This window comes from Pseudomonas sp. YH-1 (assembly GCF_051990045.1).
Lineage (GTDB): Bacteria > Pseudomonadota > Gammaproteobacteria > Pseudomonadales > Pseudomonadaceae > Pseudomonas > Pseudomonas nicosulfuronedens.
This window is the reverse complement of sequence record NZ_CP178184.1, coordinates 2,737,464-2,761,448: the sequence shown is the minus strand read 5'-3', so window position 1 is coordinate 2,761,448 and position 23,985 is coordinate 2,737,464. Positions and strand designations below refer to the sequence as shown.

At 65.3% G+C, this 23,985-nt stretch carries 22 protein-coding genes; 6 read left to right on the top strand and 16 right to left on the bottom strand.

Translation table 11 applies throughout. The features are described 5' to 3' along the window. Window positions 1-93: 93 nt before the first annotated feature. The 10 genes from ACKI1H_RS12910 to ACKI1H_RS12865 all read right to left on the bottom strand — a co-directional run bounded on the left by ACKI1H_RS12910 (window position 94) and on the right by ACKI1H_RS12865 (window position 12,389). Window positions 94-810, bottom strand: a complete 717-nt coding sequence (locus ACKI1H_RS12910) for a TetR/AcrR family transcriptional regulator (RefSeq protein ID WP_138520826.1) — start codon at window positions 808-810, stop codon at window positions 94-96. 365 nt (window positions 811-1,175) lie between these two features. Further along, window positions 1,176-2,681 (bottom strand): lysine--tRNA ligase, encoded by a 1,506-nt coding sequence (gene lysS / locus ACKI1H_RS12905; protein ID WP_138520825.1) that lies wholly within the window; start codon window positions 2,679-2,681, stop codon window positions 1,176-1,178. A 117-nt stretch (window positions 2,682-2,798) separates the two neighbouring features. Beyond that, a protein-coding gene (gene prfB, locus ACKI1H_RS12900; protein WP_100227314.1) for a peptide chain release factor 2 occupies window positions 2,799-3,894 on the bottom strand; the annotation gives its coding sequence in 2 pieces (ribosomal slippage) (window positions 2,799-3,821 and window positions 3,823-3,894; 1,095 coding nt in all). Window positions 3,895-4,013: 119 nt separating this feature from the next. Continuing rightward, window positions 4,014-5,024, bottom strand: coding sequence for a response regulator (locus ACKI1H_RS12895; protein ID WP_138520824.1), 1,011 nt, complete (start codon window positions 5,022-5,024; stop codon window positions 4,014-4,016). A gap of 25 nt (window positions 5,025-5,049) precedes the next feature. Next, entirely contained in the window at window positions 5,050-6,057 is a 1,008-nt protein-coding gene (locus ACKI1H_RS12890) for a chemotaxis response regulator protein-glutamate methylesterase (protein ID WP_138520823.1), read from the bottom strand. Beyond that, window positions 6,054-8,351: a hybrid sensor histidine kinase/response regulator gene (locus ACKI1H_RS12885; protein WP_440468541.1), complete on the bottom strand. Its 2,298-nt coding sequence runs from the start codon at window positions 8,349-8,351 to the stop codon at window positions 6,054-6,056. Before ACKI1H_RS12885 ends, ACKI1H_RS12890 begins: the two co-directional genes overlap by 4 nt. Then, the gene (locus ACKI1H_RS12880; RefSeq protein ID WP_138520821.1) at window positions 8,348-9,049 is read right to left on the bottom strand and encodes a chemotaxis protein CheW; all 702 of its coding nucleotides are present in this window, start codon (window positions 9,047-9,049) and stop codon (window positions 8,348-8,350) included. Before ACKI1H_RS12880 ends, ACKI1H_RS12885 begins: the two co-directional genes overlap by 4 nt. Further along, window positions 9,042-10,286, bottom strand: a complete 1,245-nt coding sequence (locus tag ACKI1H_RS12875; RefSeq protein WP_440468540.1) for a CheR family methyltransferase — start codon at window positions 10,284-10,286, stop codon at window positions 9,042-9,044. Before ACKI1H_RS12875 ends, ACKI1H_RS12880 begins: the two co-directional genes overlap by 8 nt. Next, complete coding sequence (locus ACKI1H_RS12870) at window positions 10,283-10,795, bottom strand: chemotaxis protein CheW (RefSeq protein ID WP_138520819.1); 513 nt, start codon at window positions 10,793-10,795, stop codon at window positions 10,283-10,285. Before ACKI1H_RS12870 ends, ACKI1H_RS12875 begins: the two co-directional genes overlap by 4 nt. Further along, a complete protein-coding gene (locus tag ACKI1H_RS12865; protein WP_138520818.1) occupies window positions 10,770-12,389 on the bottom strand; it encodes a methyl-accepting chemotaxis protein in 1,620 nt (539 codons plus the stop codon). Before ACKI1H_RS12865 ends, ACKI1H_RS12870 begins: the two co-directional genes overlap by 26 nt. A 207-nt stretch (window positions 12,390-12,596) precedes the next feature. On the opposite strand from ACKI1H_RS12865, the gene ACKI1H_RS12860 reads away from it, so the two are divergent. The 3 genes from ACKI1H_RS12860 to ACKI1H_RS12850 all read left to right on the top strand — a co-directional run bounded on the left by ACKI1H_RS12860 (window position 12,597) and on the right by ACKI1H_RS12850 (window position 15,321). Then, complete coding sequence (locus tag ACKI1H_RS12860) at window positions 12,597-13,034, top strand: YqaA family protein (protein ID WP_440468539.1); 438 nt, start codon at window positions 12,597-12,599, stop codon at window positions 13,032-13,034. A gap of 155 nt (window positions 13,035-13,189) precedes the next feature. Then, window positions 13,190-14,812 carry a methyl-accepting chemotaxis protein gene (locus tag ACKI1H_RS12855; protein WP_440468538.1) on the top strand — a complete coding sequence of 541 codons (1,623 nt, stop codon included), beginning with the start codon at window positions 13,190-13,192 and terminating at the stop codon, window positions 14,810-14,812. 119 nt (window positions 14,813-14,931) lie between these two features. Further along, window positions 14,932-15,321, top strand: coding sequence for a hypothetical protein (locus ACKI1H_RS12850; RefSeq protein WP_138520815.1), 390 nt, complete (start codon window positions 14,932-14,934; stop codon window positions 15,319-15,321). Window positions 15,322-15,417: 96 nt separating this feature from the next. Here the strand turns inward: ACKI1H_RS12850 and ACKI1H_RS12845 are convergent, their stop codons facing one another. The 3 genes from ACKI1H_RS12845 to ACKI1H_RS12835 all read right to left on the bottom strand — a co-directional run bounded on the left by ACKI1H_RS12845 (window position 15,418) and on the right by ACKI1H_RS12835 (window position 19,290). Beyond that, the gene (locus ACKI1H_RS12845) at window positions 15,418-15,702 is read right to left on the bottom strand and encodes a hypothetical protein (RefSeq protein WP_138520814.1); all 285 of its coding nucleotides are present in this window, start codon (window positions 15,700-15,702) and stop codon (window positions 15,418-15,420) included. Window positions 15,703-15,849: 147 nt separating this feature from the next. Beyond that, window positions 15,850-17,472 carry an MFS transporter gene (locus ACKI1H_RS12840; RefSeq protein WP_440468537.1) on the bottom strand — a complete coding sequence of 541 codons (1,623 nt, stop codon included), beginning with the start codon at window positions 17,470-17,472 and terminating at the stop codon, window positions 15,850-15,852. A 153-nt stretch (window positions 17,473-17,625) separates the two neighbouring features. Further along, window positions 17,626-19,290 carry a GMC family oxidoreductase gene (locus ACKI1H_RS12835; RefSeq protein ID WP_440468536.1) on the bottom strand — a complete coding sequence of 555 codons (1,665 nt, stop codon included), beginning with the start codon at window positions 19,288-19,290 and terminating at the stop codon, window positions 17,626-17,628. 124 nt (window positions 19,291-19,414) lie between these two features. Between ACKI1H_RS12835 and ACKI1H_RS12830 the strand changes: the two genes are divergently transcribed. The 3 genes from ACKI1H_RS12830 (at window position 19,415) to ACKI1H_RS12820 (ending at window position 21,505) form a co-directional block, all read left to right on the top strand. Continuing rightward, window positions 19,415-20,320, top strand: coding sequence for a LysR family transcriptional regulator (locus tag ACKI1H_RS12830; protein ID WP_138520811.1), 906 nt, complete (start codon window positions 19,415-19,417; stop codon window positions 20,318-20,320). A gap of 158 nt (window positions 20,321-20,478) precedes the next feature. Further along, window positions 20,479-20,865, top strand: a complete 387-nt coding sequence (locus ACKI1H_RS12825) for a hypothetical protein (protein WP_440468535.1) — start codon at window positions 20,479-20,481, stop codon at window positions 20,863-20,865. 172 nt (window positions 20,866-21,037) lie between these two features. After that, window positions 21,038-21,505 carry a BRO-N domain-containing protein gene (locus ACKI1H_RS12820; protein ID WP_440468534.1) on the top strand — a complete coding sequence of 156 codons (468 nt, stop codon included), beginning with the start codon at window positions 21,038-21,040 and terminating at the stop codon, window positions 21,503-21,505. A gap of 63 nt (window positions 21,506-21,568) precedes the next feature. Here the strand turns inward: ACKI1H_RS12820 and eco are convergent, their stop codons facing one another. The 3 genes from eco to ACKI1H_RS12805 form a co-directional block, all read right to left on the bottom strand. Beyond that, entirely contained in the window at window positions 21,569-22,051 is a 483-nt protein-coding gene (gene eco / locus ACKI1H_RS12815; protein WP_138520808.1) for a serine protease inhibitor ecotin, read from the bottom strand. Between the two features lie 110 nt (window positions 22,052-22,161). After that, entirely contained in the window at window positions 22,162-22,959 is a 798-nt protein-coding gene (locus tag ACKI1H_RS12810; RefSeq protein ID WP_440468533.1) for a tellurite resistance TerB family protein, read from the bottom strand. Between the two features lie 195 nt (window positions 22,960-23,154). Beyond that, the gene (locus ACKI1H_RS12805) at window positions 23,155-23,874 is read right to left on the bottom strand and encodes a tellurite resistance TerB family protein (protein ID WP_138520806.1); all 720 of its coding nucleotides are present in this window, start codon (window positions 23,872-23,874) and stop codon (window positions 23,155-23,157) included. Window positions 23,875-23,985: the final 111 nt, after the last annotated feature.

Sequence of the window (23,985 nt, the reverse complement as noted above, 5' to 3'; positions counted from 1 at the left end):
GTCCGGATGCCTTCCCATGCGATGCGCAGAGGCCTCCAGAGTTCCGACACGAAAACCCCGCCGGATGGCGGGGTTGGAATGCAGCAGCCGGGGCTACAGGCCCATCACCAGGTCGAGATAGCGGCTAAGGATGGCACGCATTTCCTCGATCTGCAGGTGATCGGCCCCGTCCAGCAGGCCCTGATACTCCATCTGCAGGATGATGGCCGTCAACACCCGGGCATCCTGCTCGGGCTGTCTGGAGCCGAGCACTTCGAAGAAATGCACTACGCCCAGGGACAGAATCCGCCGGTGACGCTGCGCCAGATCGCTGAGGCTGGGGTTGAGCAGCGCTTCCTGGCGGAAGGCCTGTTCGGCCAGCAGGTGCTCGCGGCGCTCGGTGAGCTGGACCTGCACGTACTTGATCGCCAGCTCGACGATATTGGCGGTCAACTCCCGGCGTGCCTGCGGGTCGTCCTGGGCGAGGCCGGCGGCCATGGCCTGAAGGTCACCCTCGACGCTGCCCCAGAAAGTCGACAGGGCTTCGGCGCTGCGTTCGACGAACAGCGCGAAGGTGTCGGTGATGAGGTCCTGGATATCCTTGAAGTAATACGTCGTGGCCGATAGCGGCACACCCGCCTCGGCGGCCACGGCGCGGTGGCGCACGGCGCGGACACCATCACGCACGATGATCCGCAGGGCGGCGTCGAGGATCGCCTGGCGGCGCTGCTCGCTGCCCTGGCGGCTGGCCTTGCGGCCCTGGTATTTGACACTTTCTGCGATGGCGCTGGCGACTTGCGCTGCGCTGTCTCGCGGGGACACTTGGGTCACTGGCATTACCTCCGGCGGCGCGGCCTGATGGCGCATTGTTCGAGCTTTTCTGTGGGAAAACAATTGCCGCCGTGCAGCTGCGACACCGGCGCACAGAGCAGACCGCGAGGCAGAGCAGGCGGCTGGGAATCAGGCCTGGGAGTGAGACGTGCCACAGGCACGCCGAGCCACGGTGCGCGGGTGCACTTCGTCGGATGGCATACCGCCCAAATCCCACGTCCCTGTAGGAGCGAGCTTGCTCGCGAACGGACTCACCGGAAGCACCTGAGTGGAACAGTTCGCGAGCAAGCTCGCTCCTACAAAAGCCGTCCGCTGCCCAAACGAGAAAGGCCGCCCGAAGGCGGCCTTTCTCACCGATCCTGCACTTACGCCTGCGGGCGCATGTGCGGGAAGAGGATGACGTCGCGGATCGACGGCGAGTTGGTCAGCAGCATCACCAGGCGGTCGATGCCGATGCCTTCGCCGGCGGTGGGTGGCATGCCGTATTCGAGCGCGTTGACGAAGTCGGCGTCGTAGTGCATCGCCTCGTCGTCACCGGCATCCTTCTCCTTGACCTGCAGCATGAAGCGCTCGGCCTGGTCTTCGGCGTCGTTGAGCTCGGAGTAGGCGTTGGCGATCTCGCGGCCACCGATGAACAGCTCGAAGCGGTCGGTAACGCTCGGGTCGTTGTCGTTGCGGCGCGCCAGCGGGGACACTTCGAACGGGTACTGGGTGATGAAGTGCGGCTGCTCCAGCTTGTGCTCGACCAGCTCTTCGAAAATCATCACCTGCAGCTTGCCCAGGCCTTCGTGGCCGAGGACCTTGGCGCCGGCCTTCTTGGCGATGGCGCGAGCCTTCTCGAGGTCGGTCAGGTCAGCCGCGGTGAGTTCCGGGTTGTACTTGAGGATGGCGTCGAACACGGACAGGCGGGCAAACGGCTCGCCAAAGTGGAAGACCTTGTCGCCATAGGGCACGTCGGTACTGCCGAGCACGGCCTGGGCCAGCTCGCGGAACAGCTCCTCCGTCAGGTCCATGTTGTCTTCGTAGTCGGCGTAGGCCTGGTAGAACTCGAGCATGGTGAACTCGGGGTTGTGCCGGGTCGAGACGCCTTCGTTACGGAAGTTGCGGTTGATCTCGAAGACCTTCTCGAAGCCACCGACCACCAGGCGCTTGAGGTACAGCTCCGGGGCGATCCGCAGGAACATGGCCATGTCCAGCGCATTGTGGTGGGTTTCGAAGGGCTTGGCCGCCGCGCCGCCGGGGATGGTCTGCAGCATCGGGGTTTCCACTTCGAGGAAGCCGCGATCGGACAGGAAGCGACGGATGTGGGCGATGACCTGGGAACGCACACGGAAGGTGTGGCGGGTTTCTTCGTTGACGATCAGGTCGACGTAGCGCTGGCGGTAGCGCTGCTCGGTGTCGGTCAGGCCGTGGTGCTTGTCCGGCAGCGGGCGCAGCGACTTGGTCAGCAGGCGCACGCTGGTCATCTCGACGTACAGGTCGCCCTTGCCGGAACGGGCCAGGGTGCCTTCGGCGCCGATGATGTCGCCCAGGTCCCAGGTCTTGATCTCGGCCAGGGTCTCTTCGGGCAGGGTCTTGCGGTTCACGTAGACCTGCAGGCGGCCGCTGCTGTCCTGCAGAACGATGAAGGAGCCGCGGTTGAGCATGATGCGACCGGCAACCTTGACCGGGATGGCGGCTGCTTCCAGCTCTTCCTTGGTCGCGGTTTCGTACTGTTTCTGCAGGTCCGCGAAGTAGTTCTCGCGGCGGAAGTCGTTGGGGAAGGCGATGGCCTTGGCCTCACGCACGGCGGCAAGCTTTTCCTTGCGCTGGGCGATCAGCTTGTTTTCTTCCTGTTGCAGTTCGTGCTGGTCGAGTTGTTGGTCGCTCATGGTCGTCTATCTGCCTGGCGTCTAAATCAAATTGGGGGATACGTGTAGGAGCGAGCTTGCTCGCGAAGCTCTTGGACGGGTTCGCGAGCAAGCTCGCTCCTACAATGGGGCTCTGCGTCAGAGCCCTTGCTTGAGGCTGGCCTCGAGGTACTCGTTCAGGTCGCCGTCGAGCACCTTGTCACAATCGCTGCGTTCCACGCCGGTACGCAGGTCCTTGATGCGCGACTGGTCGAGCACGTAGGAACGGATCTGGTGACCCCAGCCGATATCGGACTTGGTGTCTTCCAGCGCCTGCGAGGCGGCGGTGCGCTTTTGCATCTCCTGCTCGTACAACCGGGCCCGCAGCATCTTCATGGCGGTGTCCTTGTTGGCGTGCTGGGAGCGTTCGTTCTGGCACGCCACCACGGTGTTGGTCGGCACGTGGGTGATACGCACCGCGGAGTCGGTGGTGTTCACGTGCTGACCGCCCGCGCCGGAGGAGCGGTAGGTGTCGATGCGCAGGTCGGCCGGGTTGATCTCGATCTCGATGTTGTCGTCGATCTCAGGCGAGACGAACACCGCGGTGAACGAGGTATGGCGACGGTTGCCGGAATCGAACGGGCTCTTGCGCACCAGACGGTGCACGCCGATCTCGGTGCGCAGCCAGCCGAACGCGTACTCGCCCTTGATGTGCACGGTGGCGCCCTTGATGCCGGCGACTTCGCCTTCGGACAGCTCGACGATCTCGGCATCGAAGCCGTTCTTGTCCGCCCAGCGCAGGTACATGCGCAGCAGCATGTTGGCCCAGTCCTGGGCTTCGGTGCCGCCGGAGCCGGCCTGGATGTCCAGGTAGGCGTTGTTGGGGTCCATCTCGCCACTGAACATGCGGCGGAATTCGAGCTTCTCGAGGATTTCGCGCAGGCGCTGGACTTCGGCTTCAACGTCGCCGACGGCGCCTTCGTCATTCTCCTCGACCGCCATGTCGAGCAGGTCGCGGGAATCGGCCAGACCGCCGGTGAGCTCGTCGAGGGTCTCGACGATCTGCGCCAGCATGGCGCGCTCGCGGCCCAGGTTCTGGGCGTATTCGGGCTTGTTCCAGACCGCCGGGTCTTCCAGTTCGCGGTTTACTTCGATCAGACGATCATGTTTCAGATCGTAGTCAAAGATACCCCCGAATCGAATGGGTACGGTCGGAGAGGTCCTTGATGCTGTTGAGGATCGGTTGGATTTCCATGGCGGGCATCTCTCACGGGTAAAGGGCGTAGAAAAGCCGGCAAGTATACGTGATTTTTTGTCACCCTTTCAGGCTTTACGACAAAGCACGCTCACCGTTTCCGCACCCTCCCCGCCCGTTCAGCCGGCGATGGCCACCTGGTTTCGACCACCGTGCTTGGCGTTGTAGAGCGCCTGGTCGGCCAATTCGATGAGCTGGCGGCAGGCCTGCCCGGCCTGGGGGATCAGGGTCGCCACGCCGATGCTGATGGTCAGCGACGAACCCGGTGTCGGCAGTTCATGGCGGATGTTCAGGTCCTGCACCAGGCGCCGCAGCTTCTCCGCCAGCAGGCGCGCGCCGCCGGGCGAGGTGTTGGGCAGGACCATGACGAACTCCTCGCCGCCGTAACGCGCCGGCAGGTCCGAGGGGCGGCTGGCGCTGGTGCGGATCGCCCCGGCCACCTGGCGCAGCGCCTCGTCGCCCTGCACGTGGCCGAAGGTGTCGTTGTAGGCCTTGAAGTGATCCACGTCGATCAGCAGGATCGACAGCTGCGTCTGGTCGCGCAGGCCGCGACGCCACTCCATTTCCAGGTATTCGTCGAAGTGTCGGCGGTTGGACAGCCCGGTCAGGCCGTCGGAATTCATCAGCCGCTGCAGCACCAGGTTGGTTTCCAACAGCTGCTGCTGGCTCTCGCGCAGGGCGCGGTAGGCCTCGTCACGCTGCAGCAGCGCGAGGTAGGAACGCGAGTGGTAGCGCACCCGGGCAATCAACTCGATGGCATCGGGCAGCTTGACCAGGTAGTCGTTGGCGCCGGCGCTGAATGCCGCGCTCTTGACCGCCGGGTCTTCCTTGGTCGACAGGACGATGATCGGCAGGTCGCGGGTAGCCGGGTTGGCACGGTACTCGCGCACCAGCGAAAGGCCATCGGCGCCGGGCATCACCAGGTCCTGGAGGATCACCGTGGGCTTGATCTGGATGGCCAGGGCGATGGCCTGGTGCGGATCGGAGCAGAAATGGAAGTCGATGCTGGGGTCGTCCGCCAGCGCGCGGCGCACGGCCTCGCCGATCATCGGCTGATCGTCGACCAACAGCACCATCACAGCGGAATCGCCTGGGGTGTTCACGGGGTAGTCACTCGTCAAAGGGTTCATCTGATGGGGGCTCCGTAGGCTGCGCTCAGGCGCAGACCTCAGCGAGTCTTCGGGCAATGTCGCCCAGTGCACGAATCTCCACCGCGGCACCGATCGCCGCCGCAGCCTTGGGCATACCGTACACGGCGCTGCTGGCCTGGTCCTGGGCCAGCGTCAAAAAGCCGCGCGCACGCATGCGTTTCAATCCTTCGGCACCGTCCCGGCCCATGCCGGTGAGCAGCACGCCGACCGCATCGCCGGACCAGTGTTCCACCACACTGTCGAAGAACACATCGATCGATGGCCGGTAGATGTGCCCGCTGGGCTCGGCGGTGTAGGCCAGTTCACCGCCCTTGACCAGACGGATATGGTGATTGGTCGCGGCCAGCAACACACAGCCGGGCTGCGGCGGCTCGCCATTGCGCGCCAGGCGCACGGGAATCTTCGACTGGGTGGACAGCCACTCGGCCATGCCGGCGGCGAACACCTCGTCGACGTGCTGGACCACCACGACGGCCGCCGGGAAATCCGCCGGCAGCCGGGCGAACAGGTCCGCCAGCGCCGCGGGGCCGCCTGCCGAGGAGCCGATGGCGATCAGCTTGCGCGCGCCGCCCCCCTTGCGTACCGGGGAAACGCTGGTAGTGGGCCGGGTATCGCGCGGGGCGGTGAGCCAGGCCAGGTTCTGCAACTTGCGCAGCAGCGGGCGGGCCGCTTCGGCGGGATCGCCGACGCCGATGATCGGGGTATTCACCGCATCAACTGCACCGTTGCCCATGGCGTCGAACACCCGGCTCATGTTCTGTTCCAGGTCGACCGTGACGACGATAATCGCGCAGGGGCTCTGGGCCATGATCCGGCGGGTGGCCTCGACGCCATCCATCACTGGCATCAGCAGGTCCATGAGGATCACGTCGGGCTTGTGCGCGGCGCACATCTCCAGCGCTTCGGCACCATTGGCAGCGACCCAGACGACGCGATGCGCCGGTTCGAAGGCGAGCGCGCGGCGCATCGCTTCCACCGCCAGCGGCATGTCGTTGACTATCCCTATCTTCACCCGTGTGCTCCTCCGATCAGGTCGACCACCGCATCCAGCAGGGCCTCGTCGTGGAAGCTGGCCTTGGCCAGATAATAGTCGGCGCCGGCATCCAGGCCGCGCCGACGGTCTTCTTCGCGGTCCTTGTAGGACACCACCATCACCGGCAGCGACTGCAAGCGGGTGTCGCGGCGAATCAGGGTGACCAGCTCGATACCGTCCATGCGCGGCATGTCGATGTCGGTAATGACCAGGTCGAAATGCTCCGAGCGCAGGGCGTTCCAGCCGTCCATGCCGTCCACGGCCACGGCGACGTCATAACCCCGGCCCAGCAGGAGCTTGCGCTCCAGCTCGCGCACGGTGAGCGAATCATCCACCACCAGCACGCGCTTGCGCGCCGGACCCAGTAGGCGACCGGTGGGGTCGATGCGCTCCAGGCGGCCGGTGGCCAGGAGTTTTTCCACTGAACGCAGCATGTCCTCGACGTCGAGGATCAGCACCGGTGTGCCGTCATCCAGCAGCGCGCCGGCGGAAACGTCCTGCACCTTGCCCAGCCGGGTATCCAGCGGTACTACCACCAGGGTGCGCTCACCGAGGAACTTCTCCACGGCCACGCCGTAGGCGCTTTCTCGATCGCGGATCACCACCACCGGGATCTCGTCCGGCGCGGCTTCACCATCGGGGCGCTGCAACAGCTGGCTGGCGGATACCAGGCCGACATGCCGGCCTTCGTGCCAGAACTGCTGGCGGCCTTCGAGCTGGACGATTTCGTCCGACGCCAGGCGGCGCATGCGTTCGATGTGCGCCAGTGGGAAGGCGTAGGCCTCACCGCCAATGCTGACGACCAGGCTGCGCACCACGGACAGCGTCAGCGGTACTTCCAGATGGAAGTGCGCCCCCTGCCCTCGCACCTGCTCCATGCGGATGCCACCGCGCAGCTGGCGCACCATGTGCTGCACGGCGTCCAGGCCGACGCCGCGGCCGGACACCTCGGTCACCTGCTCCCGCATGCTGAACCCGGGCAGGAACAGGAAGCTCAGCAGCTCTTCCTCGGTGAGGCGCGCCACCGTTTCCTCGGTGGACAGCTGGCGGCGCACGATGGCCGAGCGCAGGCGGTCGAGATCGACGCCGGCGCCGTCGTCCTGCAGCTCCAGCACCAGCATGCCGGCGTGATGGCGGGCCAGCAGCTGGATGCTGCCCTCATCCGGCTTGCCGGTGCGGGCGCGCACTTCGGCGGATTCGATACCGTGGTCGACGGCGTTGCGCAGCAAGTGGGTGAGCGGCGCTTCGAGCTTCTCCAGCACGTCGCGGTCAACCTGGGTGGTGGCGCCCTGGATGTCCAGGCGCACGGTCTTGCCCAGCGAGCGGCCGAGGTCGCGGACCATCCGCGCCTGCCCGGACAGCACGTCGGAGAAGGGCCGCATACGGCAGGACAGCGCGGTGTCATAAAGCGACTGCGCTCGCTGGCCAGCCTTGAAGCTGAACTCATCCAGCTCGGCGATCTGCTCGCTGAGCAGTTGCTGGCACTCACCGACCAGCCGGCGTGCGTCGGCCAGATAGGCCTGCGCTTCGGCGTCGAGGTTGGCCGTGCTGGCGGCATCGCGGGCACCGTCGAGCACACGGCTGGCGCTGGCCTGGATACGCTTGAGGCGCTGCAGCGAATCAAGCAGCGGCTTCAGGCGCTGGGACTCCACCAGCGACTTGCTGGAGTAGTCGAGCAACTGGTTCAGGCGCTCGGCGGTCACCCGCAGCACGCGCTCGCCGGCTTCATCGCTGTCGCTGGAGCGACGACGCGGAGCCCGCTCGGCGGGAGCAGGAGTGTTGGCGGCGGGCGCGGGCAGTTCGACAGCCGGCGCAGGGGGTTCGACAAGTTCTGGGACGGGTGCCGAAACGGGCGCGGTTGGCGGCGCCGGAGCCTTTCCGGAAACCAGCGCCTGCAGGCGTTCGACCATGGCCGGCACGCCCTGCTGGGCCTGTTCGGCGCGCTCGGGCTGAGCATCGGCGATGTGCAGGAGGATATCGGTGCCGGCCAGCAACGCGTCGATATGCCCCGAGGTCAGCAGCAGCCGGCCTTCCTGGGCACCGACCAGGCAGTCCTCCATTACGTGGGCAACTTGCACGCCGGCATCGAGGCCGACGATACGCGCGGCGCCCTTGAGCGAGTGCGCCGCGCGCATGCAGGCTTCGAGCTGGTCGGCCTGGGTCGGGTTGCGCTCCAGCGCCATCAGGCCCTGCACCAGCACCTGCGTCTGGGCCTCCGCCTCCAGGCGGAACAGCTCCAGCATCGACGCGTCCTTCATCTGGTCCGGGGTCATGCGAGGCTCCGGGTAGCGGCGTCGAGCAGGGCTTCCTGGTCGAGCAGGCGGATGCTGCGATTGCGCCACTGCATCACCCCGCGGGTGAAGCGGTCGTTGGCGGCGTGGCTCTGGGAGGCGGCTTCGACGATGGCCTTCTCGTCCAGCTCATGGATGCCGTCCACTTCATCCACCGGCGAAATGATCGGCCCTCCGACAGCGGCCAGGATCAGCATGCGCGGCACGATGCGCGCGTTGTCACGGGCGGCCGCGCGAGCGTCGAGGCCCAGCAGTTCGCCCAGGGAAATGCAGGCCACCAGCGTGCCGCGCACATTGGCAACGCCCAGCAGCGCGGGCGAGCGCTGGTGCGGCAGCGAATGCACCACGCACGCAGGAGCAACCTCAGCCAGCGCACGGGTGGGCAGGCCCAACCATTCCTCGCCAAGGCGGAAGATCAGGTGCTGACGGCCTTCCTCGACAGCCGCTTCGGCGACTTCGACAGGAGCCAGTTCCACGCCTTCGCTGCCCAGCGCGTAGCGGTCCAGCAGGCTGATGGCAGCGGCGGCATGCACCGGGCAATTGCGGCAATGGATGTACTCGGCCAGCTTCGGGCAGCTGCGGTCGCCACGCACGCCGATGCGGTTCCAGCAGTCGTCCACCGTCGGCAGGTCATCGCCGAAGGCGGAACTGCCGATGGATGACAAATTGCGTTCAACCATTGCGCTTCACTCCTCGCGCGGCGCGCTCCTGCAAGCGACGGGCGCCGGCCATGTCGCCCTGGGCCGCGAGCAGCGCGGCCAGATGTTGCAGGCTTTCCTGGTGATCGGGTTGCAGATACAGCGCCTTGCGGTAGAACGCCTGGGCCTCACTGCCTTGCCCCTGGGCGTCGGCCAGCAGGCCGAGCCAGTAGAAGGCTTCGGCGTTCGGCCCCTGCTTGGTCAGCAGCGCCTCGCAGCGCTGGCGCGCTTCATCGGCCTGGCCGGAATTGGCCAACCGGGCGATCTCCGCCAGCGCCTTATCGGCAGACAAGGGCATCGACTGCTCAGACCGCTCAGGCTTGGCGACCGGACGCGGACGTGCCGGCGCGGGCTTGGGCGGAGCCGGACGCGGAATCGGCGCCGGGGCAGTCCAGTTCAGCGGCGCTGTGCGAGGAACCGGATCGGCGCCCTGCCGTGGGAAGGCGAAGGACTGCGGCACACCCAGCGGGCGCAGGCCGATGCGCGACATCAGGCTGGCTTCAGCGGGGCCGATGAACAGCACGCCATCGGGTCGCGCCAGACGGTGCAGCACATCCACCACCTGCTCCTGGGTCGGGCGGTCGAAGTAGATCAGCAGGTTGCGGCAGAACACGTAATCATAGGGCGCCTCGCCGGCCAGCAAGCCCGGTGCCAGCAGGTTGCCGACGCGGAAGCGAGCCTTGTGGCGCACGGCCTCGGCCAATTGGAAATCGTTGCCGTCGGCGCGGAAGTAACGGTCACGGAATGTCAGATTGGAGCCGCGGAACGAGTTGCGCCCGTAGCGCCCCTCCTCGGCCCGCTCCAGCACCGCGCGGCTGACGTCCAACGCATCCACCTGGAACGCAGACGGCGCGAGACCGGCGTCCAGTAGCGCCATGACGATGGAGTACGGTTCCTCGCCGGTGGAGCACGGCAGGCTGAGAATACGCAGCGGCCGGGAGCCGGCCAGTTCCAGCACGCGCCGGGACGCGAGGTCGGCCAGCGCGCCGAAGGATTCGGGATATCGGAAGAACCAGGTCTCCGGGACGATCACCGCCTCGATCAGCGCCTGCACTTCCTCGGCGGAACCCTGCAGGAGCATCCAGTAGTGCTCGGCACTGCCGCCGCTGACCTTGTTGATGCGCTGGTGCACAGCGCGCTCGATCACGGCTTCGCCGACCGACTCGGCATCCAGTCCGATGCGCTCCTTGAGCAACTGGGCGAAACGCGGATCGCTCATGCCGACGCCTCCCCTGCATCACGCAGCAGGCGCGCGCGGGCCTCGTCACTGAGCAACTGATCGACACCCACGCGCTGCAGCAACCCTTGCTCGTCCTCCAGCACGGGGCCCAGGTAACGGGCGCTGCCGTTATCCAGTTCGTAGTCGTGGAAGGCCGCCGGATCGCGGCGCAGGGTGTGGGTCGCCTGCTCGAGGATCAGCCCGAGCCGCTGTTCAACAGCGTCGCCCCTGGCGCGATAACGCACCAGCACCAGCCGCGTACTGGTGCGACGCGGCGCGCTGTACCCGAAGGCCAGTTGGCTCAGGTCGAGCACCGGCAGCAACTCGCCGCGATGGGGGAACAGTCCGACAACCCAGGCCGGTGCTTCCGGCACACGCTTGAGCGCAGGCACCGGCAGCACCTCAATGACGTCGTGGACATCCAGCGCATAGCGGTCCCCACCCAGGCGGAACTGCAGGTACAGCCTGCCCGCCGCGGCGGCGTCAGACCTTGAAGCGGGAGACGCCATTGCGCAGTCCGTTGGCCACGAGGTTCAGCTCGTCGATGGCGAAGCTGGCCTGGCGCAGGGATTCCACGGTCTGCCCGGTGGCCTCGCCGAGCTGCACCAGCGCCTGGTTGATCTGCTCGGCGCCGGTGGCCTGGGCCTGCATGCCTTCGTTGACCATCTGCACGCGGGGCGCCAGCGCCTGCACCTGCTGGATGATCTGCGAGAGCTGCTCGCCGACCTGGCCGACTTCCGAGATGCCGCGGCGCACCTCCTCGGAGAACTTGTCCATGCCCATCACACCGGCGGACACGGCGGACTGGATCTCGCGCACCATCTGCTCGATGTCGTAGGTGGCCACGGCGGTCTGGTCGGCCAGGCGGCGCACTTCGGTGGCGACCACCGCGAAACCACGGCCATATTCGCCGGCCTTCTCCGCCTCGATGGCGGCATTGAGCGACAGCAGGTTGGTCTGGTCGGCCACCTTGACGATGGTGGTGACCACCTGATTGATATTGCCGGCACGCTCGTTGAGGATCGCCAGCTTGGCGTTGACCAGTTCGGCGGCGCCCATCACGTGGTGCATGGTCTCTTCCATGCGCGCCAGGCCCAGCTGGCCGGACCCAGCCAGGGTGGATGTCTGTTCGGCGGCCGAGGACACCTCGGTCATGGTGCGCACCAGGTCACGCGAGGTGGCGGCGATTTCCCGTGAGGTCGCACCGATCTCGGTGGTGGTGGCGGCCGTTTCGGTGGCGGTGGCCTGTTGCTGCTTGGACGTAGCGGCGATCTCGGTCACCGAGGTAGTCACCTGGATGGCCGAGCGCTGGGCCTGAGATACCAGGCCCTTGAGCTCCTCGGCCATGCCGTTGAAGCCGGTCTCGATCACCGCGAACTCGTCGTTGCGCTCCATGGCCAGACGCGTGGTGAAATCACCGCTGCCCATCACTTGCAAGCCTTTCACCACCTGACGGACCGGTTCGGTGATGGCGCGCATCAGCAGCAGCCCACAGACTGCCGCGGCAACGATAGCCAGCAGCAGGGAAATCAGCATGATCGCCTTGGCAGTGGACACCTCGGTGACGATGTCCGAGGCCGCCGCATCGGCGATTTCCTTGTTCAGCGAAATCAGTTCGTTGAGCGTCTTGCGGCCGGTTTCCCAATCCGGCTCCAGGCGCTCCAGCAACACCTTGCGGGCCGCTTCGCGGTCATTCCCGTAAAGGTCCAACAGCTGCGCCAGCAACGCGTCGTAACTCTGCACCTGCTGCTTGAAGCGGGCCAGGATTTCCTTGTCGCGAGTGTCGTTGACCGTACGCTCATACAGCGCAATACGCTCCACCAGCGAGTCGTGGATGGCCCGGAATTCCTGGCGGCGTGCCTGGTCCAGCGGCTTGCCGTCGCTCAGCCCGATGGTCACCTGGGTCAGCAGGATGCTGTCGGTCCAGGCCGAGCGCACCGTGGTCAGGGCGTAGGTACCCGGCATGGCGTCTTCGCTGACCCGCTTGGTGCTGGCCTCCACGCGCAGCAGACGGGTGTAGGAAATCACCACCATCAGCAGCATGATCGCGATGACGACGGCAAAGCTGGCCAGGATGCGTTGGCGTAGAGTCCAGTTCTTCACAGCGTTCCCCAGAAGATGTGTGGCGTGCCGACGGATGATGGATTCGGGCGAGTGATCGCGCGAATGTAAATTCCTACTAAATCCTCAGCAAGATAGGACATATAGTATCCGGAGACGTCTGAAGCTCCTCTCTTTATTCCAAATTTTTAGTACGGCGGTTCCTGTCATTCTGACCGCCCCTTTTCAAGACCTTTTCCCTCCTAGCCGATGTTCAGTCTCGCCCTCGCCGCCCACGCCGGTCTCTTCCTCTCCGCCTTCGTCGCCGCCACCTTGCTGCCCCTGCAATCGGAGGCCGTGCTGGTCGGCCTGCTGCTGGGCGGCCAGTACCCGCTTTGGTCGCTTCTCCTGGCGGCCAGCCTGGGCAATGTGCTGGGCTCGCTGGTGAACTGGTTGCTGGGGCGCGGAATCGAGCGCTGGCACGGTAGACGCTGGTTCCCGGTAAGCGATGCGGCGCTGGAAAAAGCCCAGCGCCACTACCGACGCTTCGGCAGCTGGTCGTTGCTGCTGAGCTGGGCGCCGGTGATCGGCGACCCGCTGACGCTGATTGCCGGCGTCATGCGCGAGCCGTTGTGGCGCTTCCTGTTGCTGGTCACGCTGGCCAAGGTCGGGCGCTACGTCGTGCTGGCCTGGCTCACGCTCGTCTGAACGATCCCCTCCCCGAAAGCGGACAGGTTTTTCGTCTGCTAGTCCTGTTTTGCCACTGCTGCGAAAAAATGGCGCCCAGTAATATCACCGCGCCATCACTGCACATGGCAGGGCCATGGCCCCAACACAATGGATGAAGAAAAGGGAAATTCACGATGTTCAGAAGCATGAGTATTGGTCGCCGCGCGTCCCTGGGTTTCGCCGCCATGGGCCTGCTCCTGGTGTTTCTCGGCTTGTTCTCGCTGTACAAGCTCTCGACCTTGCGCGCCGCTTCAGAAGAAATCGACAGCAACTGGCTGCTGAGCATCAACCACATGAACCAGCTGTCGGGAGACATCGCCCGCATCCGCCTGGAATCCATGCGCCTGCTGGTCAACCATGACAGTACCGCCCGCCAGCACAGCCTGGAGCTGATCGCCGAAGCGCGGCAGGACAAGGACAAGGTGCTTGCCGACTACCGCCGGCTGATCCTCAGTGCGGAGGAGCAGCAGCACACCGATGAGCTACGCCAGGCGCTGGACGGCTACCTTGGTTACGTTGACCAGCTATTGGAGAAGGTCCGCCAGGATGACAACGAAGGCGCGCTGCACATCCTCAACGGCAACATCGCCCAGCAGGGCGCGGAGCTGAACAAGCGCCTCACCACCCTGATCGACCTCAACCGCAACGGCGCCGCCGCTGCCGCCGACCGCGCCGTGGAGCAATACCAGAGTGGCCGGCTGGTAGTCGGCGCCATCCTGCTACTGAGCATCGGCCTCACCCTGCTGCTGGCCTGGCAACTCACCCGCAGTATCGTCGTGCCGCTCAACCAGGCCGTGCGCGTAGCCCGGACCATCGCCAGCGGCGACCTCAGCCAGCGTTTCACCGTCGAGGGCCGTGACGAGCCGGCGCAGTTGCTCAACGCCCTGGCGGACATGCAGAACAGCCTGCGCGAGACCATCCGTGGCATTGGCAACTCGGCCAGCCAGCTGGCCTCGGCCGCCGAGGAAATGCACAGCGTCATGGAGGAAAGCAGCCGCGCGCTGCAACAACAGAGCGACCAGATCGAAATGGCCGCCACCGCCGTCAACCAGATGACCAGCGCCGTGGAGGAAGTGGCCAGCAACGCCGCCTCCACCTCCGCCGCTTCCCGCGAGGCCATCGACGCCGCCCGTAGCGGCAGCGAGCGGGTGGACGAAACCTCCAGCGCCATCGGCGCACTGGCCGGCGAAGTGGGCCAAGCGTCGCAGCAGGCAGAAGTGCTGGCGAACCAGGCACAGGACATCGGCAAGGTGCTGGAAGTCATCCGCAGCGTTGCCGAGCAGACCAACCTGCTGGCGCTCAATGCCGCCATCGAGGCGGCCCGCGCTGGCGAGGCCGGGCGAGGCTTCGCCGTGGTCGCCGACGAGGTGCGCTCGCTGGCCCAGCGCACCCAGAGCTCGACCCGCGAGATCGAAGAGCTGGTCTCGGCCATCCAGAACGGCAGCGACCGCACCGTCGCCGCTTTGCTCAGCAGCACCGCCCACGCCGAGCGTACTGTCAGTCGCACCGGCGAGGCCGGTGCCTCGCTGGTGGTGATCCTGGAGCGCATGTCGCTGATCAACGAGCGCAACCTGGTGATCGCCAGCGCCACCGAGGAGCAGGCCCAGGTCGCCCGCGAGGTGGACCGCAACCTGCTGAACATCCGCGACCTGGCGACCCAGACCTCTGCCGGCGCCACCCAGACCAGCGCAGCGAGCCAGGAGCTGTCGCGCCTGGCCGTGGACCTGAACGGGATGGTGGCGCGCTTCGTGGTCTGACGACCAGCAGTCCTTCTCCCGTTTCGCCAACTGAGTAACGAAACTGGAGGGGGGCGACGGGGAATTTTTCCGGCCTTTTCCTATCCAATGGCCATCATGGAACGCCACAGGGTGGATAGATGAAACTGTTGAAATTGTCGGCCGTGCTGGCCGCCGCCGCGCTGTTGAGCGCCTGCGGAGGCAACGAAGCCAAGGTCTGCGGTTCGGACGACGTGAAGAACCAGCTGGTGAAGATCTTCCTGTCCGGCGCGCTGTCCGCGCAGTCCGACGCGTTGAGCAAAGCCGAGCTGAAAGATGTGGCGATCATCGAAAAGGACCCGGACAGCGGCGTCCTGGAATGCGTCGGCACCCTGACCGTACCGGTAGTCGGCCAGGTGGCCTCGGGCACCCTGAAATACCAGATCGCCCCGGCGGCCAAATCCGAGCACGACTACCTGCTGCTGCTCGCCGACGGCCCGCTGGCCAATGCCTTCGCCAAACGCATCGAGGGGATGCTCCCGCAGCAGTGAGGGATATCCGCAGGCAATGAAAAACCGGCCCCTGTGGCCGGTTTTTCATTGGACGGGCTTTTTTTTGCAGGTCTGGGCCCGCGGTCTCCGGAGGAGTCAGAACCCTTCCAGATCGATCAGTTCGCCCTCGAAGCGAATCGACCCACCTTCTTCATTCGCCTCGCCATCCTTGATCTCGCCGTAATAGGAAAGCCCGTTCTCCAGCGTCACACAGACGTGGGTCGGCTCTTCCGGCGCATCCAGTTGGCCCTTGAAGCTCACCTCGATCACACCCTCTTCCGGCGCGCTCAGGCTCACCGTTACGCGGGCATTGTCCACCGCTTCAGTCTCGCGGCCCCAATGCTCGGCGCTGACGGTCACGGTGGCGATTTCCTGTTTCATGTTCGATGACTCTCCGCGATGGGTTCGGCGCAAGGCGCGCCAGGCAATAGCGCAAGGGTATTCCAGCGCCGGCCGCCAGGCGAGCCCGGATTCCGCCGGTAAAAGCAAAAGGGCGCCCAATGGCGCCCTTCTCTCCACCTTGCGCCGTCAGTCGGCGTGGATATCGTTGTCCTTGGTCTCCTTCAGGAACAGCAGCGAGCAGACCAGGCTCATCGCCGTGATCAGCACCGGGTACCAAAGGCCGTAGAAGATGTTGCCGGTGTACACCACCAGCGCGAACGAGATGGTCGGCAGCAAGCCGCCGAACCAGCCGTTGCCGATGTGGTACGGCAGCGACAGCGAGGTGTAGCGGATGCGCGTCGGGAACAGCTCGACCATCAGCGCCGCCAGCGGGCCGTAACAGCAGGTGGCGATGAAGATCAGCGCGACGATGATCGCCACCACCATCGGCCGGTTCACCAGCGAGGAGTCGGCCACGGTCGGGTACCCGGCGTCCTTCACCGCAGCGCCCAGCGCGGCGGCATCGAAACCCTCGATACGCTTCTCGCCCACGGTCACCACCAATTCGCTGCCGGCCGGCGCGGCCACCGAACTGTAGGGCACACCGCCCTTCACCAGCAGGGTCTTGGCCTTGTCGCAGGCGCTGTCGAATTTGGCCTTGCCCACCGGGTCGAACTGGAAGGTACAAGTCGCCGGGTCCGCCATCACCGTCACCGGCGCCTGGCGCGAGGCCGCGTCGATCTGCGGGTTGGCGTAATGGGTCAGCGCCTTGAACAGCGGGAAGTACAGCACCGTGGCCAGCAGCAGACCGGTGATCAGCACTGGCTTGCGCCCGACCTTGTCCGACAGCCAGCCCATGATCACGAACAGCGGCGCGCCGATCACCAGGGAGATGATCAACAGTCCGTTGGACAGCGCCGGGTCGACCTTCAGCACCTGGGTGAGGAAGAACATCACGTAGAACTGCGCCGCGTAGAAGGTCACCGCCTGGCCGGCGTTGATGCTGAACAGCGCGATCAGGACGATCTTCAGGTTGCTCCAGTTGGTGAACGACTCCTTGAGCGGCGACTTGCTCACCTTGCCCTCGGCCTTCATCTTCAGGAAGGCCGGCGACTCGTGCATGGACAGGCGAATCCAGGTGGAGATGCCCAGCAGCACGATGGAGATCAGGAACGGCAGGCGCCAGCCCCAGGTTTCGAACTCGGGCCCGGTGATCTGGCGGCAGCCCCAGATCACCACCAGGGAGAGCAGCAGGCCGCCGGTGGCGGTGCACTGGATCCAGCTGGTGTAGGCGCCGCGCTTGTGGTCCGGCGCGTGCTCGGCCACGTAGATTGCAGCGCCGCCGTACTCACCGCCCAGTGCCAGGCCCTGCAGCAGGCGCAGCACGATGAGGATGATCGGCGCCGCCACCCCGATGGTGGCGTAGGCCGGCAGCAGGCCGACGGCGAAGGTCGACAGCCCCATCAGCAGGATGGTGACGAGGAAGGTGTACTTGCGCCCGATCATGTCGCCCAGTCGGCCGAACACCAGCGCGCCGAACGGTCGGACAAGGAAGCCGGCAGCGAACGCCAGCAGGGCGAAGATGAAGGCGGTGGTGTCGTTGACCCCGGCGAAGAAATGCTTGGCGATGATCGCTGCCAGCGAGCCGTAGAGAAAGAAGTCGTACCACTCGAACACCGTGCCGAGCGACGAGGCGAAGATCACCTTGCGCTCGTCGCGACGCGAGGTCGCGGGACGCTCATAGGAGCTGGACTGTGCTACATCGGTCATTACGGGCTCTCCTGCCCCTTCTGGGGGCTTTTGTTTTTGTCAGCCTCGACTGCCACGGCTGTCACACCGCGCGATACCGTTTCTTTCAGCTCCTTGTAGGAGCGACCCTCTACATCAATTCCTACGAAGCACGCGGCTCTCCGCCGTATACCGTCACGCCACCGGGGCTTCCTCCTGTGTGCGCCCACTGGAAGGGATGACCTCCGCGCCGCGCGCGGGTTCGCTCAAAATCATCTGTGCGGCTTTTTCTGCGATCACCAGCACCGGCGAGCAACTGTTGCCGGAGGTCAGGCTGGGCATGATCGAAGCATCGGCGATGCGCAGGCCGGGAATGCCGTGGACGCGCAGCTGGCTGTCCACCACCGCACCCTCGCCCTGCCCCATGCGGCAGGTGCCGGCCGGGTGGAAGATGGTGGTGCCGATCTCGGCGGCGGCGCGGTGCAGGTCTTCTTCAGTCTGGTAATCCAGGCCGGGCTTGAACTCCACCGGCTGGTAGCGCGCGAGCGCGGGCGCAGCAGCGATGCGTCGCGTCAGGCGGATGGCATCGGCGGCCACACGCAGGTCCTCCGGGTGGCTCAGGTAGTTGGGCTGGATGACCGGCTTGTCGCGCGGGTCCAGCGAGCGCAGCGTGACCGTGCCACGGCTCAATGGACGCAGGTCGCACACCGAAGCGGTGAACGCCGGGAAGCTGTGCAGCGGCTCGCCGAAACGCTCCAGCGACAGCGGCTGCACGTGGTACTCGAGGTTGGCCGAGCGCTGGTTCGGGTCGGACTTGGCGAACGCGCCCAGTTGGCTTGGCGCCATGGACAGCGGGCCGCTGCGCTTGAGCAGGTACTCCAGGCCCATGCCCATCTTGCCCCACAGCGTCGAGGCGATCTGGTTCAGCGAAGGCGCGCCGTTCATGCGGTAGATCAGGCGCAATTGCAGGTGGTCCTGCAGGTTGCCGCCCACGCCGGAAAGCTCATGGCGCACGCCGATGCCATGCTTCTCCAGCAGGTCGCGCGGGCCGATGCCGGAGCGTTGCAGCAGCACCGGCGTGTTGATCGCCCCGGCGCAGAGAATCACTTCACGCCGTGCCCGCAGCTCACGCCGCGCGCCCTGCCAGCTCACTTCCAGCCCGGCGGCGCGGCCGTTCTCGAGCAGCACGCGCAGGGCCTCGACATTCGTCAGCACGGTGAGATTGGGTCGGTTGGCGATGGGCCGCAGGAAGGCTTTCGACGCGTTCCAGCGCACACCGGAACGCTGGTTGACCTGGAAGTAGCCGCAGCCCTCGTTGTCGCCGCCGTTGAAGTCCTCAACCGGGCGCACACCAGACTGCGCCGCCGCCTCGCGGAAGGCATCAAGGATCGTCCACGACAGCCGCTGCTTCTCCACCCGCCACTCGCCGCCCGCGCCATGCAGCTCGCTCGCCCCGCCGAAGTGGTCCTCCATCCTCATGAACAGCGGCAGCAGATCGTTCCAGCCCCAGCCGGGGTTGCCCTCGGCCGCCCAACCGTCGTAGTCCAACGCCTGGCCGCGCATGTAAATCATGCCGTTGATAGAGGAACAACCACCGAGCGTGCGCCCACGCGGGTACTTGATGGCTCGGCCGTTCAGGCCCGGCACCTGTTCGGTGTCGAAACACCAGTCGGTGCGCGGATTGCCGATGCAATAGAGGTAGCCGACGGGAATGTGGATCCAGGGATAGTTGTCCGGGCCGCCCGCTTCGAGCAGCAGCACACGGTTGGCAGGGTCGGCGGACAGACGATTGGCCAGCAGGCAGCCGGCAGGGCCCGCGCCGACGATCAGGTAGTCATAAGCATCCAGTGCCTGGGGCATGGAGAAGTACCTCGTCGTGCTTGTTCTTTTTATCTGAAGACCGAGCCTAGTCGTTCGTTCGTGATAAAAGAACAGTCGTTTCGAGTCAGCTGCTGTGCGTTTTCTAACAACAAGGACTGCCGAGATGTTCGACTGGAATGACCTGCGCTACTTCCTGGAGCTGCACCGCAGCGGCCGCCTGCTGACCACCGCCAAGCGCCTGGGCACCACCCACGCCACAGTGGCACGGCATATCGAGAGCATCGAGCGCGACCTCGGCACCCAGTTGTTCGCCCAGCACACCGGCGGCTACCAGCTCACTCCAGCCGGCCAGGCGCTGCTCAAGCACGCCGAGGCCATGGAGAACACCGCCCTGCTCGCCCAGGAGGACATGAGCCAGGCCATCTCGCCGCTGGGGCAGATCCGCATCGGTGTCACCGAAGGCCTGGGCACCATGTTCCTTGCCCCGCGCCTGGGCGAACTGATGCAGCGCTACCCGGGCCTGGAAGTGGAACTGGTGTCGGTGCCGCGCTTCGTCAGCATCACCAACCGCGAGGCGGACATCGCCATTACCCTGGAACGCCCCAGCGCCGACCTGGTGATCAGCCGCCTGCTCACCCGCTACCGCCTGAGCCTGTTCGCCAGCCCCGCCTACCTGGAAAAAGCCCCACCCCTGCGCGATCGCGAAGACCTCAGCCAGCACCCGTGGATCGGCTACGTCGACGACCTGCTGTTCAGCCAGGAACTGCTGTTCCACCACAGCTTCTGCCGCCACCCGCAGGTGGTGTTCCGCAGCACCAGCGTGGTCGCCCAGCAACAGGCCGCCCAGGCCGGCATCGGCATCGCCATCCTTCCGCAGTACATGGGCCTGCACGACCCGCGGCTGGTGCCGGTGCTGCCGGAGGAATTCATCGAACGGGAATACTGGATGTGTACTCGGCGGGAATTGCACCGGTCGGTGCGCCTGCGACTGGTGTGGGATTTCCTGGTGGAAGTCTGTGGGCGGGAACAAGGGATTCTGGTGGAAGGGAAAACCGGAGTACCCGCGTAGGGCGCATAAAGCGGAACGCTTTATCCGCCGATGGGATGGCGGATAACGCTTGGGGCGTTATGCGCCCTCATGCCCCAAGGAATCAACTAGCAGCACAGGGTGTGGCAAATACTCGCCAATCTACCAACATCACCACTCATCGGTATCAGGGAAGAATTATGAGCCTGGACTTTTTCCTGGAAGCCAGCAGCGATCTATCAATCGAGCTAATTGAAGGCACGCTGAACTCAATCGGCGTTCGTGCAACCCAAGCACTGCCAAACGAACTGGAAGCAGTATTCGAGTCAGGGCTTTCCATATGCGTCAGTTATTCCTCCGACCAGAGTATTCGCGCCGAAGATTCGAAAGGAATGTCTTTTGCTGTCGCGTTGCGAGGCTACCTGAGGATTAAGGGCCCTGCGCCGGACGGACTATCCCCGTTGGACGATCTGGACAGACTGATCACTGCAATTTCGAACCAAGCCACCGGACAATTCCTGGTCAGCTTCCAATATGAGTCGACGATTTACTGGAGAGACCGGAAGGAACTGCAGCGCAATATCTAGCAGCAAACGGGCTCAGGGAGCAGCAAACCTTTTCAGACGTCAAATTCAGCAACTGCTTCGATTGACCGGATCATGGACATTTTCTAACGTCCTTCGCCATGGTGCTGAACACACCCTCGCGGCGGAATACATGCCCGTTAGCATGGAGCGTTACGTATAGGACGCCCAATCCATGTCCCTTTCCACAACCCAGACTCCATTCATCCCCACCACCTTCTACCGCCACAAACGCCGCCTCCGCGCCTTGCTGATCGAAGGCCAGCCGTGGTTCGTCGTGCACGACCTGGCGAAGCTGATGCATGCCTTTCTGGAAGAACGCGTCGGCAAGAATCTCGATGCGGACCAGGTACGCCGAGTGACGACTCTCGGCGAGTACGAGCCCGCTGAAGCCGTGGAACTGGTCAGCGAATCCGGCCTGTACGCTTCGCTGATCTACTTCTACCACCCGGAAAACCGCTGCATCCGCCAGTGGATCACCCAGACCGTGGTGCCGAGCCTGCGTACGAATGAGCAGGTGTCAGATGAACAGCCACGCCGTCGCCTGCTGCGCTGGGAACGCCAGCAGTTGAACGTGCTGGATTGGCAGGGGCAGGTGTGGGTGCCGCTGCCGGAGTTGCCGCAGGCGTTGAGCCTGGGTTGAGGTGAGGCGCCCCGCCGCCGATAGCGGCGGGGCGTTGCCTTTCATGTAGGGGAAACGCGGGGATTACTCCGCGCGGGCCTTCTCGACCTTCTCGGAGGCCGACCACAGGCGGTAGCGCACTTCTACGTCCTTCGGCGCGTAGACCACGATGGGCAGCTTGCTGTTGTAGCGCAGCACGAAGCCGTCACCGATCACGGGCACGAACGCCTCGTGCTTCTTGCCATCCGGGCAAGCCATCATCGTGCTGGCCGGGCCGCTGACCTTGTCCAGGCGGTAGTAGGTGTAGCCCCAGCCTTCCAGGGTCTTCTCTTCCAGGGTGCCGCCCAGGCGCTGGCGATTGCAGTCGACGCTCAGCATCTTGCCGGCGAGGATCTCGACCTTGAAGTTCTCTTCATGGGCCTGCTTGGGCAGGTGGATGACCTGGCGGACGAAGCCTTCATCGGCCTTGGGATAAGGCGCGACATCTTCGAGCTTGGCGGCGTTGGCCAGGGTGGCGGTGGCGCTGAGCAGCAGCGCAGTGGGCAGGGTGTAACGAGCGAACGGCATGAAGCCTCCTTGCAGAATTGAGGAACGAACGCGCCGCGAAGGTGCGTTCGTCCGAGCCTCTCTGACCGCAAGATTGTACGAATGCTCCTACGGCCATGCCCTGAGTTGTATCAAGCTACTTCGCCGCCCGTCTTGGCCTGTTGCTCCAGGTGCGCCTGCAGTTGCGGGTCGAGGTTGAGGTTGTAGGCCAGTTCGTCGAGGTAGGTACGCTCGGCGTCCTGCTGGTCATCCACCAGCATCACGCTGACCAGGTACATCTCCGCTGCCACCGCAGGGTCACCCTGGGCCGCGCGGGCGACATCGGCGGCGTCCAGCGGCTTGCGCATCTCGGCGTCGATCCACGCTTGCAGTTGTGGCTCGCCGGCATGGCGCTGCAATTCGGCCTGAATGGCGGCCTGCTCACGCTGATCGATTCGACCGTCCGCCTTGGCTGCCGCCAGCATCGCCTGGAGGATGGCGTGGCTGTGCGCCTCGGCCTCGGGGCCATCGAGCTGGTCGACGGTGGTCAGGGATTGCTGCTGAGAGGGATTGGCGCCTTGATTGCGTTGCCAACTCTGATAGGCCTGATAAGCCATCATCCCCAGCGAGGCGAGCATGGCGTAGTTGACACCGCCGCCACTGGAACGCCCCTGCGGCATGCCACCACCGCTGCTGCCACCACCGAGCATGCTGCCGAGCACGCCACCCAGGCCGCCGAGCCCACCGCCACCGGAACTGCCGCCGCCGAGGATCGAGCCCAGCCCACCCAGGCCGCCGCCACCGCCGGCTCCGCCACCGCCCAGAATCCCGCCGAGCAAGCCACCCAGGCCACCCAGCGGGTCTGCGCCGCCGGCGCCACCCTGTTGCTGTTGCGCCGCCGAGCCCTGTCCGGCCCGCAGCAGTTGTTCCAGTAGATCGGTTGTGTTCATGACCAGTCCCTCGCCATCGCGCGGTGTGCGTTGGGCAACGATAGTCCCGCCACACCGATGCGCCAGCGCCGTCCGCCAGCCGGCCCGGAATGGTCGGGACGCCCGGCGATGGAGCCTGAAGCGCAGCCCCGTCCGGAGCCAGACAAAGCAACGCAGTCGCGAGGTTTATCCGACGCTTGCGAGGGTCGTCACGGACTAGGCCGGAACAGCCTCCAGCGCCTTCTGCGCCTGGGCCTCCAGTTCGACCTTGAGGCCAGCGTCAAGGCTCAGCTGGCGGGCCAGTTCGTCGAGGTAGGCGCGCTCCATGAAATTGGTCTCGTCGACCATCAGCAGGCTGGCCAGGTACATCTCGGCGGCCATTTCCTCGCTGGTGGCCGCGCGGGCGACTTCGGCCGGGTCCAGCGGCTTGGCCAGTTCGCGGTCGAGCCAGCCCTGCAGCTCGACGTCGCCGGTGAGCTTGGCGATCTCGCCGTCGATCAGCTGGCGTTCGCGATCGTCGATATGACCGTCGGCCTTCGCGGCAGCGACGATGGCCCGAAGGATGGCATGGCTGTGCTGCTCGGCCTGGGCCGGCGGCAGCCGGTCGACGGTCTGCGGCTCACCGCGCGGGGCGCTGGCCTGCTTCTGCTGCCAGTTGCCGTAGGCCTTGTAGGCGAGCACGCCGAGCGCCGCGAGACCGCCATAGGCGACGACCTTGCCGCCCACCTTGCGCGCCTTCTTGCTGCCCATCAGCAGACCCAGCGCGCCAGCTGCCAACGCACCGCCACCGGCTCCGGACAGCAGGCTGCCCAGGTCCAGGCCGCCTTTGTTGCTGCCTTGCGAGCTCTGGCCGCCGCCCTGCTGAGTGAGGCCCTTGTTCTGCATCAGTTCCTGCCCGGACTTGAGCAGTTGGTCGAGCAGGCCACGTGTGTTCATGGCGATCTCCGCTAGCTATCGAGATGAAAAGTCAGGCCTCCGACTCTAGCTCGCAGCCTTGTCACAGCGCAGGCGCAGAGTGCTTCCGGATATTGCGGGCCTTTGCCGGCG